Below are 16,318 nucleotides of genomic sequence, written 5' to 3'. Positions count from 1 at the left end.
CGAAATAACCATGCTCTTTTTGCAGCTAGTGCGTATAATCGCCGCCCGGCGATTAATTAACCTGTAAAAAGAGCAGCAGAATGAGCACCACCAGCCTGATCCAACCCGATCGTGAACTGTTTTCCTATAAGCCTTACTGGGCGGAATGTTTTGGCACCGCGCCGTTTTTACCGATGTCGCGAGCAGAGATGGATCAACTGGGCTGGGACAGCTGCGATGTGATCATCATCAGCGGCGACGCCTATGTCGATCACCCGAGCTTCGGCATGGCGATCATCGGCCGCATGCTGGAAGCGCAGGGCTTCCGCGTCGGCATCATCGCGCAGCCGGACTGGAGCAACAAAGAAGACTTCATGCGGTTGGGGAAACCGAACCTGTTCTTCGGCATCACCGCCGGCAACATGGACTCGATGATCAACCGCTATACCGCCGATCGCAAACTGCGCCACGACGATGCTTACACCGCCGGCAACGTCGGCGGCAAACGCCCGGATCGCGCCACCCTGGTCTACAGCCAGCGCTGTAAAGAAGCCTACAAAGACGTGCCGATCGTGCTGGGCGGCATCGAAGCCAGCCTGCGCCGCATCGCCCACTACGATTACTGGTCGGATACCGTGCGCCGCTCGGTGCTGGTGGATTCCAAGGCCGACATGCTGATCTACGGCAACGGTGAACGCCCGCTGGTGGAAGTGGCGCATCGCCTGGCCGCCGGTGAGAAGATTGGCGACATCCACGATATTCGCAATACCGCCGTAATGCGCAAAGAAGCGCTGCCGGGCTGGAGCGGCGTGGATTCCACCCGCCTCGACAAGCCGGGCCGCATCGAACCTATCCCGAACCCGTACGGCGACGATCTGCCGTGCGCCGACGGCGCCAAGCCGAAAGAGCCGGAAGCCAAGCCTGTCACCGTGCGCGCCGCCAAGCCGAAGCCGTGGGAGAAGACCTATGTGCTGCTGCCGTCCTTCGAGAAAGTGAAGGGCGACAAGGTGCTTTATGCGCACACCTCGCGCATTCTGCACCATGAAACCAACCCGGGCTGCGCCCGTGCGCTGATGCAGAAACACGGCGACCGCTACGTGTGGATCAACCCGCCGGCGATCCCGCTGACCACGCCGGAGATGGACAGCGTCTTCGCGCTGCCTTATCAGCGCGTGCCGCATCCGTCCTACGGCCAGGATCGCATTCCGGCCTATGACATGATCCGTTTCTCGGTGAACATCATGCGCGGTTGCTACGGCGGCTGCTCGTTCTGTTCGATCACCGAGCATGAAGGGCGCATCATCCAGAGCCGTTCGGAAGATTCGATCGTTCGCGAAATCGAAGAGATCCGCGACAAGGTGCCGGGCTTCACCGGCGTGATCTCCGATCTCGGCGGCCCGACCGCCAACATGTATATGCTGCGCTGCACCAACCCGCGCGCCGAGCAGACCTGCCGCCGCGCCTCGTGCGTGTATCCGGAGATCTGCACCTACATGGACACCAACCACGAGCCGACCATCAAGCTGTATCGCCGCGCGCGTTCGCTGGAGGGCATTAAGAAGATCCTGATCGCTTCCGGGGTTCGTTACGATCTGGCGGTGGAAGATCCGCGTTATATCAAGGAGCTGGCGACCCATCACGTCGGCGGTTACCTGAAGATCGCGCCGGAGCACACCGAAGAAGGGCCGCTATCGAAGATGATGAAGCCGGGCATGGGCAGCTACGATCGCTTCAAGCAGCTGTTTGATCACTATTCGAAGCAGGCGGGCAAAGAGCAGTACCTGATCCCGTACTTCATCTCGTCGCACCCGGGCACCCGCGATGAAGACATGGTGAACCTGGCGCTGTGGCTGAAGAAGAACCGTTTCCGCCTCGATCAGGTGCAGAACTTCTATCCTTCGCCGATGGCCAACTCCACCACCATGTATTACAGCGGCAAAAACCCGCTGAGCAAGGTGGGGTACAAGAGCGAAGACGTAGTGGTGCCGCGCGGCGATCGCCAGCGCCGCCTGCACAAGGCGCTGCTGCGTTACCACGATCCGGCCAACTGGGCGCTGATCCGCGCCGCGCTGGAAGAGATGGGGCTGAAGCACCTGATCGGCAGCCGCCGCGACTGTCTGGTGCCGGCGCCGAGCATCGACGAGCAGCGCGAAGCGAAACGCCTGCAGCGCCATACCCGGCCGGCGCTGACCAAACATACCGATATCAATCGGCAGCGCACGCCGTCCAACCGGCCGCCGCGCAAACCGATTCGCAAAGCCAAGCCGTAACGGCCACGCCGCGGGCGCAAACAAAAAGGAGAACCCTCGGGTTCTCCTTTTTACTTTTACTCATCACAGCCGATCGTAGGCGGCTTCCACTTTCATCAAATGGCGTGGCGCCTGCGGAGCGGGATGGTATTTGCGCACGTGCCAGTTAAAGGCTTCCGGCGACAGGTTGTTGATCATCGCGATGGCCTGCTGGCGGTTACTGGAGAAGGTGCGCAGCAGCGCGCCGGTGCCGTTGACGTAGGCGATGATGGTGGCGTAGCGCAGCGTAACGGGATTGGCGATCCCTTTAAGCTGTTGTTTTTGCAAGGTGGCCAGATAGGCGGCGCCGAGATCGATATTGGTGTCGGGATCCAGCAGATCGTCATCGTCCGGGCAACCGCGTTTGCCTTTGTAGCGATAGGCGTCGCAGCCGGCGGTATCGGCTTTCAGCTGCATCAGGCCGATCGCATTGGATCTGCTCACTGCGGCGGGGTTGAAACCGGACTCCACCTGGATCATGGCGGTGATCAGCTTGGCGTCTACGCCGTATTCGCTGGCGGCGTCTTTAATGGCGCTGTCGAAGGCGTGGCGATCGTAGCTGACGCGCTGTTTCTTGCCGGCGCAACCCGCCAGCACCAGCATGATGCAAAGCATGCCCAGCCGTGACCCGTGTGAGAAAGAGAATTTCATGGTGCTCCGTGCTTGTCTGTTTTTTAACGGTATTAACCGGCGGGCGGAGCCTCCGGCGTCGTCATCATAACGTCAGGCGGCGCAAGGGAGCAATGTGCGGAAAGGAAAAGCCCCCGCCGGCGGGAGAGGGCTTGGGGAGGAATTACAGGGTATCCGGATCCGGCCCGAGGCGGTTGCCGATGTCCAGCTTGGCGATCTCGCCCAGTTCGTCCTTATCGAGTTTGAAATCAAACACCTCGAAGTTTTCGCGGATGCGCGACGGCGTGACCGATTTCGGGATCACGATCAGGCCGCTGTCCAGGTGCCAGCGCACCACGATCTGCGCCGGGGTTTTCTCGTATTTTTCGGCCAGCGCCTTGATCAGCGGCTGGTCGAACACCCCTTCACCGCCCTGCGCCAGCGGGCTCCAGGATTCGGTGGCGATGTGGTGCGTGGCGTTCCAGGCGCGCAGCTGGCGCTGTTGCAGCAGCGGGTGCAGTTCTATCTGGTTGACGACCGGCGCCACGTTGGTTTCATCCAGCAGGCGCTGCAGGTGCGGCGTATGGAAGTTGCATACGCCGATGCTTTTCACCAGGCCTTGATCGCGCAGTTTGATCAGTTCGCGCCAGGCGGAGACGTATTGATCCTGCTGCGGGCGCGGCCAGTGGATCAGGTACAGATCCACATAGTCCAGTTTTAGCTTCTCCAGGCTGGTTTCCAGCGCCGCCAGCGGATCGCCCTGATCGTCGTTCCACAGCTTGGTGGTGATGAACAGGTCGCTGCGCGGCAGCGCGCTGGACTGCAGCGCGGCGCCGACGCCTTCCTCGTTCTTGTAGATCGCGGCGGTGTCGATGGAGCGGTAACCGATCTCCAGCGCTTTGCTCACCGCGCGGGTGGTCTCTTCAATACTCGCCTGCCAAACGCCGAGACCCAACTGCGGCATCAGATTACCATCGTGGAGTTTGATGATGGGTTGTTGCGTTGTCATGCGCATCTCCTTGTGTACGGATTGCGGCGCCTGCGGCACCGAAACGGCTATAGATAAATTCTAGTTGGCAAAGTGGGCGGTTGCCGGGTTTGCCAGCCTAATTTCAGCGGTGGCGGGAGGGCGATTTTCTCGCCGCTCTCCCTGCGAATGAGCGGTAAGACGGGTGGTGCGAAACGATCGGCGGCGCGCTGAGGCGCCTGACGGCGCCCGGTGATCGGCCGGGCGCCGGATGCGGCGAAAAATGGCTGGCGGAGACTAAAGCCTAGCAAAAAATCGCCGTTTTGCGATTAACGCGCCGCTTCGTAAATGCGGCGGCTGACGTCCAGGGTGATGTCCTGATGCTCGCCCAGGGCGGTCATGCCGTGCTGATGCAGCTTGTCGAGCAGCGCCGGAATGCTGCTGCCGTCGAGCTGATAATCCGCCATGCGGGTCGGTACGCCCATCTGCTCGAAAAAGGCGCGAGTGGCGGCGATGGCGCCGTCGATGCGGCTGTCTTCGCCGCCTTCGCGCAGGCCCCAAACGCGGTCAGCGTACTGCAGCAGTTTTGCGCGCTTCTGCGCTTTCTTCTCGTGCAGCAGCGCCGGCAGCACGATGGCCAGCGTTTGCGCGTGGTCGAGATCGTGCATGGCGGTCAGCTCGTGGCCCAGCATGTGGGTTGCCCAGTCCTGCGGCACCCCGGCGCCGATCAGGCCGTTCAGCGCCATGGTGGCGCTCCACATCACGTTGGCGCGCACCGCATAGCTTTCCGGTTCGGCCAGCGCGCGCGGGCCGTCTTCCAGCAGGGTCAGCAGCAGGCCTTCGGCGAAGCGATCCTGCACCTTGGCGTCGACCGGGTAGGTCAGATACTGCTCCAGGGTGTGTACGAAGGCGTCGACCACGCCATTGGCGATCTGGCGCGGCGGCAGCGAATAGGTCACCACCGGATCCAGCACGGCGAAGCGCGGCTGCACCAGCGGCGAGAAGAAGTGCTGCTTGTCGCCGCTGCTTTTACGGGTGATCACCGCGCCGCTGTTGGATTCGGAGCCGGTGGCCGGCAGCGTCAGCACGCAGCCCATCGGCACCGCGTCGGCGATGTGGCTGCCGACGGTCTGCAGGATATGCCAGGCGTCGCCGTCGGCGGTATAACGGGCGGCGGCGGCGATGAATTTGGTGCCGTCAACCACCGACCCGCCGCCGACCGCCAGCAGGAAATCGATGTTTTCCGCCTTTACCACCTCGACCGCTTTCATCAGCGTTTCGTAGGTCGGGTTCGGCTCGATGCCGGAGAACTCCCGCACGTCGCGGCCGGCCAGCGCGCTATACACCTGATCCAGCACGCCGTTTTTCTTCACGCTGCCGCCACCGTAGGTGATCAGGATGCGTGCGTCCGCCGGGATCTGGCCGGCCACTTCGGCAATTTGGTCCTTGCCGAACAGGATTTTGGTTGGGGTATGCAGAATGAAATTTTGCATGGTTGATTTCTCTCTTTCTGTCAGGCGGGCGCCAACGCGGCGCAAAGGTTTCTGGCCCGTATTGTCAGCAACCTGCTGGCAGCGCACAATGCACATTCCTGTTTGGTTCTTGCCTATTTCTACAATCCTCTGTAGGAATGGCGAATTTTAAATTATGATTTATGCCGAATTGTTCTGACTGTAAGAGGGTGTTTCCGTGATTGAAATCGATGCGCTGCGCAGCCGCATGGCGCGCCAGGCGATGGCTATCGCCACCGGCAACGGCTACACGCCGTCGCCGGTGCCGCGGGTGAAGATCCTGTATGTCGATCGCCACTGCCCACGTCAACCGGTGATGTACGAACCGGGGATCGTCATCATCTTTCAGGGGCACAAGGTCGGCTATTGCGGCAACAAGGTGTTCCAGTACGATCCGCGCAACTACCTGCTGATGACGGTGCCGCTGCCGTTCGAGTGCGAAACCTTCGCCAGCCCGGAACTGCCGCTGGTTGGATTGGCGGTCAATATCGATACCCAAATGCTGCAGGATTTGCTGATCGACATCGGCGACGACGACTACCTGATGCAACCGCGGGCGGAGAGCAACGGGGTGAACCTGGCCGAGCTGACGGAAGTGCTGCTGTGTGCCACCGAACGCCTGCTGGACGTGATGGCCAAGCCGCTCGACGCCCGGGTGCTGGGGCCGCAGATCGTGCGCGAGATCCTTTACTACGTGCTGCGCGGCACCTGCGGCGCGTCGCTGCAGGAGTTGGTCAATCGCCATACCCACTTCAGCCAGATCGCCAAGGCGCTGCGGCGCATCGAACATCAGTATGCCGACAACCTCAACGTCGAGCAGTTGGCCGGCGAGGTCAACATGAGCGTCTCGGCGTTCCACCACAATTTCAAGGCGGTGACCAACACCTCGCCGCTGCAATACGTGAAGTCGTACCGGCTGCATAAGGCGCGCCTGCTGATGGTGCATGACGGCCTGAAGGCCAGCACGGCGGCGATCCGCGTCGGTTACGAGAGCGCGTCGCAGTTCAGCCGTGAATTCAAGCGCCTGTTCGGCATGACGCCGAGCGATGAAGTCGCCCGGCTGCGCGAGGCCAACCCGCTGCTGCTGGAGGGCTGAGCCGCGTTTATGGGGTTAAGACGATCTTGCCGAATGGCCCGCGATCGAGGTGATCCAGCGCCTGCGGCAACTGATCGAAGCGGTATACCTGGTCGATCACCGGCTGCAGGTTGACGGCGTCCACGGCGCGCACCAGGTCTTCCAGCGCGCGGCGGTGGCCGACGCCGATGCCCTGAATCACTGCGGATTTTAATAGCAGCGGGCCGGCGGGGGCGGAAATTTCGTTGCCTTCCAGGATGCCTATTACCGAGATGCGTCCTCCCACCGCCACGGCGCGCACCGAATTGCCGAGGTTGGTGCCGCCCACGGTATCCACCACATGGTCGATGCCGCGATCCTGGGTCAGCTGATAGACCTTCTCCACCCAGTCGCCATGCAGGCGATTGATGCCGCGGTCGGCGCCCAGCGCCTTGGCGCGCGCCAATTTTTCGTCGCTGCCGGAAGTGACGTACACCTCGGCGCCGTGCGCTTTGGCGATCTGCAGCGCGAACAGCGCCACGCCGCCGGTGCCTTGCACCAATACCGAGTCGCCGGCGCGCAGTCTGCCTTGCTCCACCAGTGCGAACCAGGCGGTCAGCCCGGCGCACGGCAAGGTGCTGGCCTGAATATCGTCCAGCGACGCCGGCGCCGCCACCAGCCAATCTTCATGCACTATCACGTATTCCGCCAGCACGCCCTGATAAAAACCGCCGAGGGTGTGATAAGGCACCCGGCGCGCATCGCCGTAGGGTTTTTGCTCGCCGTCGAGCCAACCGGGGCTGAAGGTGGAAATGACGCGCGCGCCGGGCTGAAAGCGACTGACGCCGGGGCCGATGGCATCGACCTCGCCGGCCATGTCCGAGGCGGGCGTGAACGGCTGCGGCAGCGTGAGCCCCATGCCGCTTTCAATCATCAGTTTGTCACGGTAATTGAGTGAGATAGCCTTCACTTTCACTCTGATTTCGTGCGGCCCCGGCTGTGGGATGGCGCTTGCGCTCAGCTGCAGGTGCTCACGCCCCAGGGCGCTCATCGTCCAGCGTTGCATTGTATTGGTCATGATGTTCTCCAAAGTCAGCGATTAACAGACCTGCCGATAATATCGTTGATAGAGGTTCGCCAGTGGCGATAAGATTTCCGCAGATTGTTTCTTTCAGAGCGACAAATCATGAGCGATCGGTTGAGCGGCATTTCGGTATTCGTTACCGCCGTGGAGGCGGGCAGTTTTGCGTTGGCGGCCAGTCGGCTGCATCTTTCGCGTTCGGCGGTCGGCAAAACCATCGCCCGGCTGGAACAGCGGCTGGGGGTGCGGCTGTTTCATCGCACCACGCGCAGCCAGAGCCTGACCGACGACGGTGCGCTGTTTTATGAGCGCTGCCTGCGGGCGCTGGAGGAGATCCGTGGCGCGGAAACGCTGCTGGAGTCGGGGAAACGACAGGTCAGCGGCCGGCTGCGGGTGTCGATGCCGGTGCTGTTTGGCCGCATGTGCATTGCGCCGCTGCTGACCGAACTGACGCGCGAGCATCCTGGGTTGGAGCTGGAACTGTCGTTCAGCGATCGGGTGGTGGACCTGATTGAGGACGGCTTCGATATGGCGATCCGCAACGGTACGCTGGCCAACAGCAGCGGCTTGGTGGCGCGCCGCATCGGCGATCACCGCATGGCGCTGTGCGCCTCGCCGGCCTATCTGCAGCGGTGCGGCGAACCGCTCAGCATCGAGCAACTGGCGCAGCATGAGGCGGTGACCTATATGCGCGCCGGCGCGCGGCGCAGCTGGTTGGTATTGGATAGCGACGGCAAGCCGCAGGACGTAATGCCGAATAACCGGCTGCAAATGGACGACCTGCAGGCGATTGCGGATGCGGCCACGGCGGGTTTCGGCATTGCCTGGCTGCCGTGCTGGCTGGTGCGTGAGCAGTTGTTGAGCGGGGCGCTGGTGCGCTTGCTGCGCGATCGGCCGGGCGCCGCCTTTGAAGCGCATGCGGTGTGGCCGCACACGCCCCACCTGCCGCTGAAGGTGCGGCTGGCGGTGGATACGCTGGTGAACAAACTGCCTGCCAGTCTGGCGCTGGTCGAGAAGGCGCTGTAGCGCGCCGGATTTAGGAAGAGGAAGCGCGCTTTTTGCGCCAGATCACCAGCATGGCGCCCAGCAGGCCGACGAACAGCAGCAGCAGCGGCAGCAGCATTAGGCCGGTCATCACCTGGCTTTCGTAGCGTTTTACCAGAGGGATTTGACTGAAAGCGTAGCCGAGGCCCACCAGCGCACAGACCCAGATCGCCGCGCTCAGCCAGTTGAACACCTGGAAGCGCGAGCTGTTGAGCCCGGAAATGCCGGCCATGGTCGGCAGCAGCGTGCGCACGAAGCCGAGGAAGCGGCCGATCAGCAGCGCCGTCAGCCCGTGGCGATTGAACAGGTTGTGCGCGCGCTGGTGGTACTGCGCCGGCAGCTGCAGCAGCCAGCTCTTCACCAGGCCGGTGTGGCCCAGCCAGCGGCCCTGGATATAGCTCAGCCAGCAGCCGAGGCCGGCGGCGGCGGTCAGAATCAGCAGGGTGGGGGCAAAGCCCATCACGCCTTTGGCGATCAGCGCGCCCGACAGCAGCAGCAGGCTGTCGCCGGGGAGGAAGGAGGCGGGCAGCAGTCCGTTTTCCAAAAACAGGGTGGTGAAAAGTACGGCGTAAACCACCCAAATTACGCTTGGATCGGCGAGGGCGATAAAGTCCTGCTGCCAAAGCGCATGAATAATCTCTCGTAATACATCCATTTTATGTCCTGTTGCATGCCGGTTGCGCCCGGGGTCACGTTCTCCAGGATGCGGCGGTTACCGTATCTGACAGTTACCCGATTAGTGTACCGCTAATAGCTTAAGCCGACATTAAACAAGGCGAAGAAAATTACCGGAATCCGTCTTGGCGCACGCCGTTGAGGCGATCGAAGCCGGCCGCCAGATCGGCGATCAGGTCTTCGACGTTCTCCAGGCCGATGTGCAGGCGCACCAGCGTGCCGGAGAAATCGACGCCGCCCGCCGGACGGATCGCTTCCAGCTCTTCCGGCTGGTTGGCCAGGATTAGCGACTCGAAGCCGCCCCAGGAGTAGGCCATACTGAAATGGCTGAAGTTGTCCAGGTAGGCGGCCAGCTGCGCATCATCCAGCCGCTCTTTCAGCACGAAGGAGAACAGCCCGTTGCAGCCGCTGAAGTCACGGCGGTAGAACTCATGGCCCTTGCAGCTGGGCAGGGCCGGGTGATTGACCGTCGCCACCTCCGGCCGTGCCGCCAGCCAGTGGGCGACTTCGATGCTGCTGCGCTCGTGCTGCTTCAGGCGCACGCTCAGGGTGCGCAGGCCGCGGCTCGCCATGTAGGCGGTGTCGGCATCCACCATCTGCCCCATCAGGTAGGAGTACTCGCGCAGCCGATCCCAACAGCGCGCGTTGGCGACGGCGGTGCCGAGCATGTAATCGGAATGGCCGATCAGGTATTTGGTGCCGGCCTGAATCGAAATGTCGATGCCGAAATCCAGCGCCTTGAACAGCACGCCCGCCGCCCAGGTGTTGTCGATCATGATCACCACCTCCGGCGCCACGGCGCGGATGGCCTGCACCATCGCCGGGATATCCTGCACTTCCAGGGTGATGGAGCCGGGGGATTCCAGGAACACCACGCGGGTATTGGGCTGGATCAGCGTGGCGATATCGGCGCCAATTAATGGATCGAAATAGGTGGTGCTGACGTTCATGCGGCCGAGGATATGGGTGCAGAAATCCTGGGTCGGTTCGTACGCCGAGCCGGTGACCAGCAGGTGATCGCCGGCGCCGACGAACGACAGGATCGCATTGGCTACCGCCGCCGCGCCGCAGGGGTACAGCACGCAGCCGGCGCCGCCCTCCAGCTCCACCATCGCATCCTGCAGCGCGAAGTGGGTCAGGGTGCCGCGTCGGCCGTAAAACAGCTCGCCGTGGGCGCGCTGCGCGGTGGCGTGTTTTTTGGCGGCGACGGAATCGAAGACCAAAGAAGAGGCGCGTTGCGTGACGGGATTGACGGAGCCCTGGGTGTAGCGCTTGCCGCGGCCGGCGCCGATCAGCGTGGTTTCGATATGTTTTGACGTCATGGTACCTGGCTCACCTCTGGTTGCTCTGCACGTGCCCGTTTGCGATAGCCCTTACGTTAACATGAGTTAATATAGCCATCCAGACGTTTTAACTTCCAGATACAGAAACGGCTATAATTGGCTGCCGACTGCGCATTTCTCGCCTCATCCTTCTGCCGAGCGGCGAGAGAGAAGCCCATTCATCGGTCGAGATGCCGTTCGGCAGCGTGGCCTTGTTGCGCCGTTGTGGGGGAAAAGTAACGAAATAACCCCATAAAAGGGGCGTTTGGCGGTGAACGGGCGCAGATTGGCGCTTTGCCGCGGGGTTGGCTAAAATTTTCTCGTTTATTTGGTAAATAATAATGAGAACTACTATCAATCCCCGGTTGGTTTGATATGATCGCACGCTGAATTATTCCTTAATTTTGATCGGTAATGGGTGGAGGCACAGCGTGAAAACGGCTGGCAAGAATTTAAATCAAGGATCGTTCGGCCAGGGCCGGGCGCAGTGGGGCAAGGCCTTTGGCCGCAGCCTGATGGCTTCAATGGTGCTGGTCGTGGGGCTGGCCGGCAGCGCGCAGGCGGCGCCGGCGGCCAATCCGGCCGTTACCGAAAGCGTTGCGCCGACCACCGCGCCTGCACCTGCAGCCGCCGCGCCGGAGAGCATCACGCCGGTGAACCCGGCGCCAACGATCCAGCCACCGGAAACCCGCGGCATGGATCTGTCCGTTTGGGGCATGTATCAGCACGCCGACGCGGTGGTGAAAGCGGTAATGATCGGCCTGGTGCTGGCCTCGATCGTGACCTGGACCATTCTGTTCTCCAAAGGCAGTGAATTGCTGCGCGCCAAACGCCGCCTGCGCCGCGAACAGCTGGCGCTGGCCGACGCGCGCTCGCTGGATGAAGCTTCCGAGCTGGCGCAAAACTTCGGCTCGCAGAGCGTCAGCGCTGTCTTGCTGAACGACGCGCAAAATGAGCTGGAGCTGTCCGCAGAGTCCAGCGACAACAACGGCATCAAAGAGCGTACCGGCTTCCGCCTCGAACGCCGCGTGGCGGCCTACAGCCGCAACATGGGCCGCGGCAACGGTTTCCTGGCCACCATCGGCGCCATCTCGCCGTTCGTCGGCCTGTTCGGCACCGTGTGGGGCATCATGAACAGCTTCATCGGCATCGCCCATTCGCAGACCACCAACCTGGCGGTCGTGGCGCCGGGCATCGCGGAAGCGCTGCTGGCGACCGCACTGGGCCTGGTCGCGGCGATCCCTGCCGTCGTTATCTACAACATCTTTGCCCGCGTCATCAGCGGCCATCGCGCCCAGGTAGGCGACGTGGCGGCGCAGGTCTTGCTGCTGCAGGGCCGCGATCTGGATCTGGCCGCAACGGCGGAAGCCAAGCGCTCACAGCACGCACACCAACTGCGGGCGGGGTGAGTCATGGCGATGCGCTTAAATGAAGATCTGGACGACAGCGGCGAATTGCATGAAATCAACGTGACGCCGTTTATCGACGTCATGCTGGTGCTGTTGATCATCTTTATGGTGGCCGCGCCGCTGGCAACGGTAGATATCCGCGTCGATCTGCCGGCTTCTTCCGCCAAACCGCAGCCGCGGCCGGAAAAACCGGTGTTCCTGTCGGTGAAGGCCGACAAGCAGCTCTACGTTGGCGATCAGCCGGTGAATGCCGATCAGCTGACTTCGGTGCTGGATCAACGCACTCAGGCCAACAAAGAAACCACCATCTTCTTCCAGGCGGACAAGAGCGTGGACTATGAAACGCTGATGAGCGTGATGGACACCCTGCGTAAAGCCGGCTACCTGAAAGTGGGGCTGGTGGGCATGGAAGGCGCCGCCAAGTAGCGGCAGCAAAACGATAAAGGGCGCTCAGGCGCCCTTTTTTATTGATTCAGAAATATCACTCCCCGGCCAACAACGCCCGCGAACCGGCATGGCGCCAGTGGATACGGCCCGGCAGATAAAGCGCGTTCTGTTCCAGCGGCCGCTCGTCGATGAGCGCGGTGACCTGGCTGAAGCTATGCTGCGCCAGCGCCCGGCAGTCCTGCGCCACCGTGTCTATCTTCAACGTCATGCAGTCGAACAGGTAGTGATCGTCGAAGCTGCACAGGTGGATGTCGCTTTCCATCAGCTGATGTTGAGTCAGATAACGCAATACCCCTTCCAACAGGCCGCAGGCGGCGGTGAACAGCGCTTTGGGCGGACGCCCCAGCTGTGCGCACAGCTGAGCGAACATCTCGTAACCCGAGCTGGGGTGATAGCTGCCGTTGATGATCCATTCCGGTTTGCACGATACGCCGGCGCGCTCCAGGCCAAGCTGGAAACCGGCCAGCCGATCGCGAGTCGGTGAAATGCGCGGCTGCCCGCCGAGAAAATAGATCTCATCCGGATGCTGGCGCGCGACCTTCTCCACCAGGTCGGCGGTCGCATTAACCGAGTCGGTGATCACCAGCGGCAGTTCGGAACCGGCGATCAGGCGGTCCATCTGCACCACCGGCAGCCCGGCGTTGATCTTCTGGTATTCCGCGTCGTTCAGCTGGCTGGAGGCGACGATCAGGCCGTCGACCTGCCGCTGCACCAGACTGTTCACCGCCATCATCTCCTGCGCCGGGTTTTCATCGGTACAGGCGATCAACAGCTGCAGACCGGCCTCGCGGCACAGCGTTTCCAGCTCGCGCGAGATCACCGCAAAGCCGTAGTTGGTCATCTCCGGCACCACCAGCCCCAGCGTGTGGCTGCGGTTGGAGCGCAAAGAGCGGGCGTGGATGCTGGGCTGATAATGGTGTTCGTGCGCCAGCGCCAGAATGCGATCGCGGGTGTCGTCGGACACCCGGTATTCCTTGCTGCGGCCGTTCAGCACCAGGCTGGCGGTCGATTTCGACACCCCGGCCAGCGTGGCGATGTCACTGATGGTAATGCGTTTATTTTTTTTCACTGACGCCATCTGAAGTCATCGGAGGATGCGTCATTCTAGCATGCATGGCGTCAGCGGCCAGTATTCCAACGCCAGTGGCGCGCTCCCGTTCAGCCGCAGTTGCGGTTCAGCTGCCGGGAAGTAGCGCGCGCTCATCACCGCCTCGCCGTGGTTGATGAAAATCTCCACGCTGGAACGATCGAACAGCAGCTGCAGATGGGTGACCGGGCCGCGCCAGTAACGGTGCTCCGGCCTACCGTCGGCCAGGGAAGCGCGCGTCAGCTGCAGCCGTTCGCCATCCCAGCTCAGCGTCATGGCGTCGCCAAAGTCGGCGCTGAACGCGCCCTGCGGCGTCAGCTGCAGCTCCGCGGCGCCCAGCGCATAGGCGGGGGCGTCATCGGCGTGGCCTTGCCAGCCAGCCCGCTCGCCGCGCAGCTGTTGCAGCTCGCGCGCCGGGCGCTGGTAGAGGCGGCCATGCTGCAGCGACAGCTCGCGCGGGCAGGTCATGGTGTGGATCCAGCCGTAACGGCGCGTCGGGTGGGCTTCTTCATCTTGCTCGGGTACGCCCATCCAGCCGAACAGCAGGCGGCGGCCATCTTCCGCCTGCGTCGTCTGGGGCGCGTAGAACTCGAAGCCGGCGTCCAGCTCGCGAAATTCGCCGTGGCTGAAGGCCGCCTGCCGGTAATCCAGCTTGCCGAGCAGATAGCCGGCCTGATAACGGTTGAGATAGCGTTCCGGCTGCGGCGCCAGCCCCTGCGGGCAGCAGATCAACACGTCGTCGCCGTCCAGCGAGAACAGATCCGGGCACTCCCACATGTAGCCGAATTCACCCAGATCGTTCAGGCCGGAACCGGCGATCTCCTCCAGCGCTTGCCAGTCGCGCAGATCGCAGGAACGCAGCAGCAGCACCTTGCCTCGATCCTGCAAGTCACGCGCGCCGAGCACCATGTACCAGGCATCCTGATGACGCCACACTTTCGGATCGCGTACGTGGCCGCTGTAGCCCTCCGGCAGCGGCAGCACCGGCCCGAGTTTGCGGTATTCGCCCCGATCGCTTTCCTGAGCCAGGCATTGGTAAGCGGTGCGCGAGCCGTCGGGGAATTTCACGTTGCCGGTGTAGATCAGCGTGATTTTGTCTTCCGCCACCACCGCCGAGCCGGAGTAACAGCCGTGGCTGTCGTAACAGGCGCCCGGCGCCAGGGCGATCGGCTGATGTTCCCAACGCAATAAATCGGTCGATTGCCAGTGTCCCCAGCACTTGTTGCGATGATCGCAGCCCAGCGGGTTCCACTGATAGAACAGGTGATAAACGCCGTTGTGCTGGATAAAGCCGTTGGGATCGTTCAGCAAGCCAACGCTGGGCGCCAGATGCCAGGTCGGGCGGTGCGGATCGCGCAGCGCGCGTGGCTGGCCGTTCATTACCGCCCGCAGCGCCTGTTTGATTAAGCTGAGTTCTTCCATCATTGCGCGTCCGTTTTATATTTCAGCAGCAGGGAGAGCACGAAGGCGCTGCCAAAAGCGATCGCCAGGCCGATGATATAGCTGACCAGCGAACTGGCCTGCACGATCGCCATGCCGGGGATCGCCGTCAGCCCGACCGCATTCATGCCGACGTGGTTGGCCACCACCCAGGCGCCGCCGAGCGCGCCGCCCGCCAGCGCCGCCAGGAACGGTTTCACGAAGCGCAGGTTGATGCCGAACAGCGCCGCTTCGGTGATGCCGAGCATGGCGGAAAAGGCCGACGGCACCGCGATGGCTTTGATTTTGGCGTCGCGGGTTTTGAAATACACCGCCAGGCAGGCGCCGCCCTGCGCGATGTTGGCCATCGACCAGATCGGCAGCAGGAAGTTGACGCCGATATTGGGGTTGCCGAGCAGCCCGGCCTCTACCGCATGGAAACTGTGGTGAATGCCGGTGATGACGATAGCGGAATAGAGGCCGCCGAACAGCAGCCCGGCGAACCAGCCCGCATGGGCAATCAGCGTGCTGAGCACGAAGGAGATGCCGTCACCCAGCGCGCGGCCGGCGGGGCCGATAAACAGCAGGGCGACAAAGCCTGAGATGACCACCGTCAGGAACGGCGTCAGGATCAGATCGAGCGCGTTGGGGATCACCTTGCGCAGCCGCTTTTCCAGCACGCTCATGAACCACACCGTCAGCAGCACCGGGAACACGGTGCCCTGATAGCCGATCATGGCGATCTCCAGACCGAAGAAGTTCATGGTATGGAACCCCTCGGCGACGCCCCAGGCGTTGGTCAGCGCCGGATGCGTCAAAATGCCGCCGAGCGTGGCGCCCAGATAGGGGTTGCCGCCGAATTCGCGTGCGGCGGTGAAGCCGATCAGAATCGGCAGGATAATGAACGCCGCCGAGCTGAACATATCCAGCATGATGAACAGCGCGCTGTTGGCATCGGCCCAGCCGTAGGTTTTCACCATGCCGAGCAGGCCCATCAACAGGCCGGAAGCGACGATCGCCGGGATGATGGGCACGAAGATGTTCGACAGCAGGCGGGCGATGCGCTGCAGCGGGTTGAGCTTTTTCGCCGCGATATCGGCGGCTTCGGCTTTGCTGGATTCGCTGACGCCCGCCGCCTTGATGAATTCCGCATGCACCTTGTTCACCAGCCCGGTGCCGAAGATCACCTGGATTTGACCGGCGTTGCTGAAGCAGCCTTTGACGCCGTCCAGTTTGCCGATGGCCTCTTTGTCCACCTTGCTGTCGTCCACCAGCACCAGGCGCAGGCGCGTGGCGCAGTGGGCGGCGCTGGCGATATTCTCTTTACCGCCAAGCAGCGGCAACAGCGCGTTGGCGGTTGCGGTAATGTCCATGTTGTCCCCTTGCTAAATAAAAATGCCGCCGCGCCGTTTGCGGCGCAGCGCCG

Annotated in this window: 14 protein-coding genes; 5 read left to right on the top strand and 9 right to left on the bottom strand. The window is 62.4% G+C overall.

The features are described 5' to 3' along the window. Positions 1–80 precede the first annotated feature (80 nt). Positions 81–2,249, top strand: a complete 2,169-nt coding sequence (locus tag ACK3CV_RS21630) for a YgiQ family radical SAM protein (RefSeq protein WP_033636049.1) — start codon at positions 81–83, stop codon at positions 2,247–2,249. A 63-nt stretch (positions 2,250–2,312) separates the two neighbouring features. Here ACK3CV_RS21630 and ACK3CV_RS21625 read toward each other — a convergent pair whose 3' ends face one another. The 3 genes from ACK3CV_RS21625 to yqhD all read right to left on the bottom strand — a co-directional run bounded on the left by ACK3CV_RS21625 (position 2,313) and on the right by yqhD (position 5,336). Then, on the bottom strand, positions 2,313–2,918 hold the full coding sequence (locus ACK3CV_RS21625; RefSeq protein WP_033649078.1) for a transglycosylase SLT domain-containing protein: 606 nt from the start codon (positions 2,916–2,918) through the stop codon (positions 2,313–2,315). A 142-nt stretch (positions 2,919–3,060) separates the two neighbouring features. Then, on the bottom strand, positions 3,061–3,885 hold the full coding sequence (gene dkgA, locus ACK3CV_RS21620) for a 2,5-didehydrogluconate reductase DkgA (protein ID WP_047570489.1): 825 nt from the start codon (positions 3,883–3,885) through the stop codon (positions 3,061–3,063). A 287-nt stretch (positions 3,886–4,172) separates the two neighbouring features. After that, entirely contained in the window at positions 4,173–5,336 is a 1,164-nt protein-coding gene (gene yqhD, locus ACK3CV_RS21615; RefSeq protein ID WP_164141368.1) for an alcohol dehydrogenase, read from the bottom strand. Positions 5,337–5,562: 226 nt separating this feature from the next. On the opposite strand from yqhD, the gene ACK3CV_RS21610 reads away from it, so the two are divergent. Continuing rightward, positions 5,563–6,450 (top strand): AraC family transcriptional regulator, encoded by an 888-nt coding sequence (locus ACK3CV_RS21610; protein ID WP_407812721.1) that lies wholly within the window; start codon positions 5,563–5,565, stop codon positions 6,448–6,450. Positions 6,451–6,457: 7 nt separating this feature from the next. Here ACK3CV_RS21610 and ACK3CV_RS21605 read toward each other — a convergent pair whose 3' ends face one another. Continuing rightward, positions 6,458–7,486: a zinc-dependent alcohol dehydrogenase family protein gene (locus ACK3CV_RS21605; protein ID WP_164039633.1), complete on the bottom strand. Its 1,029-nt coding sequence runs from the start codon at positions 7,484–7,486 to the stop codon at positions 6,458–6,460. 108 nt (positions 7,487–7,594) lie between these two features. On the opposite strand from ACK3CV_RS21605, the gene ACK3CV_RS21600 reads away from it, so the two are divergent. Beyond that, positions 7,595–8,515, top strand: a complete 921-nt coding sequence (locus ACK3CV_RS21600; RefSeq protein WP_016930125.1) for a LysR family transcriptional regulator — start codon at positions 7,595–7,597, stop codon at positions 8,513–8,515. A 10-nt stretch (positions 8,516–8,525) separates the two neighbouring features. Here ACK3CV_RS21600 and ACK3CV_RS21595 read toward each other — a convergent pair whose 3' ends face one another. Further along, positions 8,526–9,188: a DedA family protein gene (locus ACK3CV_RS21595; protein WP_033636044.1), complete on the bottom strand. Its 663-nt coding sequence runs from the start codon at positions 9,186–9,188 to the stop codon at positions 8,526–8,528. A gap of 130 nt (positions 9,189–9,318) precedes the next feature. Beyond that, a complete protein-coding gene (metC, locus tag ACK3CV_RS21590) occupies positions 9,319–10,530 on the bottom strand; it encodes a cystathionine beta-lyase (protein WP_164039636.1) in 1,212 nt (403 codons plus the stop codon). A gap of 431 nt (positions 10,531–10,961) precedes the next feature. On the opposite strand from metC, the gene exbB reads away from it, so the two are divergent. Next, on the top strand, positions 10,962–11,939 hold the full coding sequence (gene exbB / locus ACK3CV_RS21585; protein WP_072264955.1) for a tol-pal system-associated acyl-CoA thioesterase: 978 nt from the start codon (positions 10,962–10,964) through the stop codon (positions 11,937–11,939). A 3-nt stretch (positions 11,940–11,942) separates the two neighbouring features. Further along, the gene (gene exbD / locus ACK3CV_RS21580; protein WP_004937307.1) at positions 11,943–12,365 is read left to right on the top strand and encodes a TonB system transport protein ExbD; all 423 of its coding nucleotides are present in this window, start codon (positions 11,943–11,945) and stop codon (positions 12,363–12,365) included. A 55-nt stretch (positions 12,366–12,420) separates the two neighbouring features. On the opposite strand, the gene ACK3CV_RS21575 is transcribed toward exbD, so the two are convergent. The 3 genes from ACK3CV_RS21575 to ACK3CV_RS21565 are packed head-to-tail and all read right to left on the bottom strand — an operon-like array spanning position 12,421 to position 16,265. Next, positions 12,421–13,464 carry a LacI family DNA-binding transcriptional regulator gene (locus ACK3CV_RS21575; RefSeq protein WP_033654839.1) on the bottom strand — a complete coding sequence of 348 codons (1,044 nt, stop codon included), beginning with the start codon at positions 13,462–13,464 and terminating at the stop codon, positions 12,421–12,423. 21 nt (positions 13,465–13,485) lie between these two features. Further along, positions 13,486–14,895: a sucrose-6-phosphate hydrolase gene (locus tag ACK3CV_RS21570; RefSeq protein ID WP_164141372.1), complete on the bottom strand. Its 1,410-nt coding sequence runs from the start codon at positions 14,893–14,895 to the stop codon at positions 13,486–13,488. Continuing rightward, positions 14,895–16,265 carry a sucrose-specific PTS transporter subunit IIBC gene (locus ACK3CV_RS21565; RefSeq protein WP_033636041.1) on the bottom strand — a complete coding sequence of 457 codons (1,371 nt, stop codon included), beginning with the start codon at positions 16,263–16,265 and terminating at the stop codon, positions 14,895–14,897. The genes ACK3CV_RS21570 and ACK3CV_RS21565 overlap by 1 nt, the downstream gene beginning before the upstream one ends. Positions 16,266–16,318 lie beyond the last annotated feature (53 nt).

This window comes from Serratia sp. TSO36, assembly GCF_057808395.1.
This window is presented reverse-complemented; position numbering and strand designations above follow the sequence as displayed.

Excerpts from the sequence above, each read along its gene's own strand:
- exbD (WP_004937307.1), top strand. The coding sequence starts at position 11,943 with ATGGCGATGCGCTTAAATGAAGATCTGGACGACAGCGGCGAATTGCAT.
- ACK3CV_RS21570 (WP_164141372.1), bottom strand. The coding sequence starts at position 14,895 with ATGGAAGAACTCAGCTTAATCAAACAGGCGCTGCGGGCGGTAATGAAC.
- ACK3CV_RS21605 (WP_164039633.1), bottom strand. The coding sequence starts at position 7,486 with ATGACCAATACAATGCAACGCTGGACGATGAGCGCCCTGGGGCGTGAG.
- ACK3CV_RS21630 (WP_033636049.1), top strand. The coding sequence starts at position 81 with ATGAGCACCACCAGCCTGATCCAACCCGATCGTGAACTGTTTTCCTAT.
- dkgA (WP_047570489.1), bottom strand. The coding sequence starts at position 3,885 with ATGACAACGCAACAACCCATCATCAAACTCCACGATGGTAATCTGATG.
- ACK3CV_RS21575 (WP_033654839.1), bottom strand. The coding sequence starts at position 13,464 with ATGGCGTCAGTGAAAAAAAATAAACGCATTACCATCAGTGACATCGCC.
- yqhD (WP_164141368.1), bottom strand. The coding sequence starts at position 5,336 with ATGCAAAATTTCATTCTGCATACCCCAACCAAAATCCTGTTCGGCAAG.
- ACK3CV_RS21565 (WP_033636041.1), bottom strand. The coding sequence starts at position 16,265 with ATGGACATTACCGCAACCGCCAACGCGCTGTTGCCGCTGCTTGGCGGT.
- ACK3CV_RS21595 (WP_033636044.1), bottom strand. The coding sequence starts at position 9,188 with ATGGATGTATTACGAGAGATTATTCATGCGCTTTGGCAGCAGGACTTT.
- ACK3CV_RS21600 (WP_016930125.1), top strand. The coding sequence starts at position 7,595 with ATGAGCGATCGGTTGAGCGGCATTTCGGTATTCGTTACCGCCGTGGAG.
- ACK3CV_RS21625 (WP_033649078.1), bottom strand. The coding sequence starts at position 2,918 with ATGAAATTCTCTTTCTCACACGGGTCACGGCTGGGCATGCTTTGCATC.
- metC (WP_164039636.1), bottom strand. The coding sequence starts at position 10,530 with ATGACGTCAAAACATATCGAAACCACGCTGATCGGCGCCGGCCGCGGC.
- ACK3CV_RS21610 (WP_407812721.1), top strand. The coding sequence starts at position 5,563 with ATGGCGCGCCAGGCGATGGCTATCGCCACCGGCAACGGCTACACGCCG.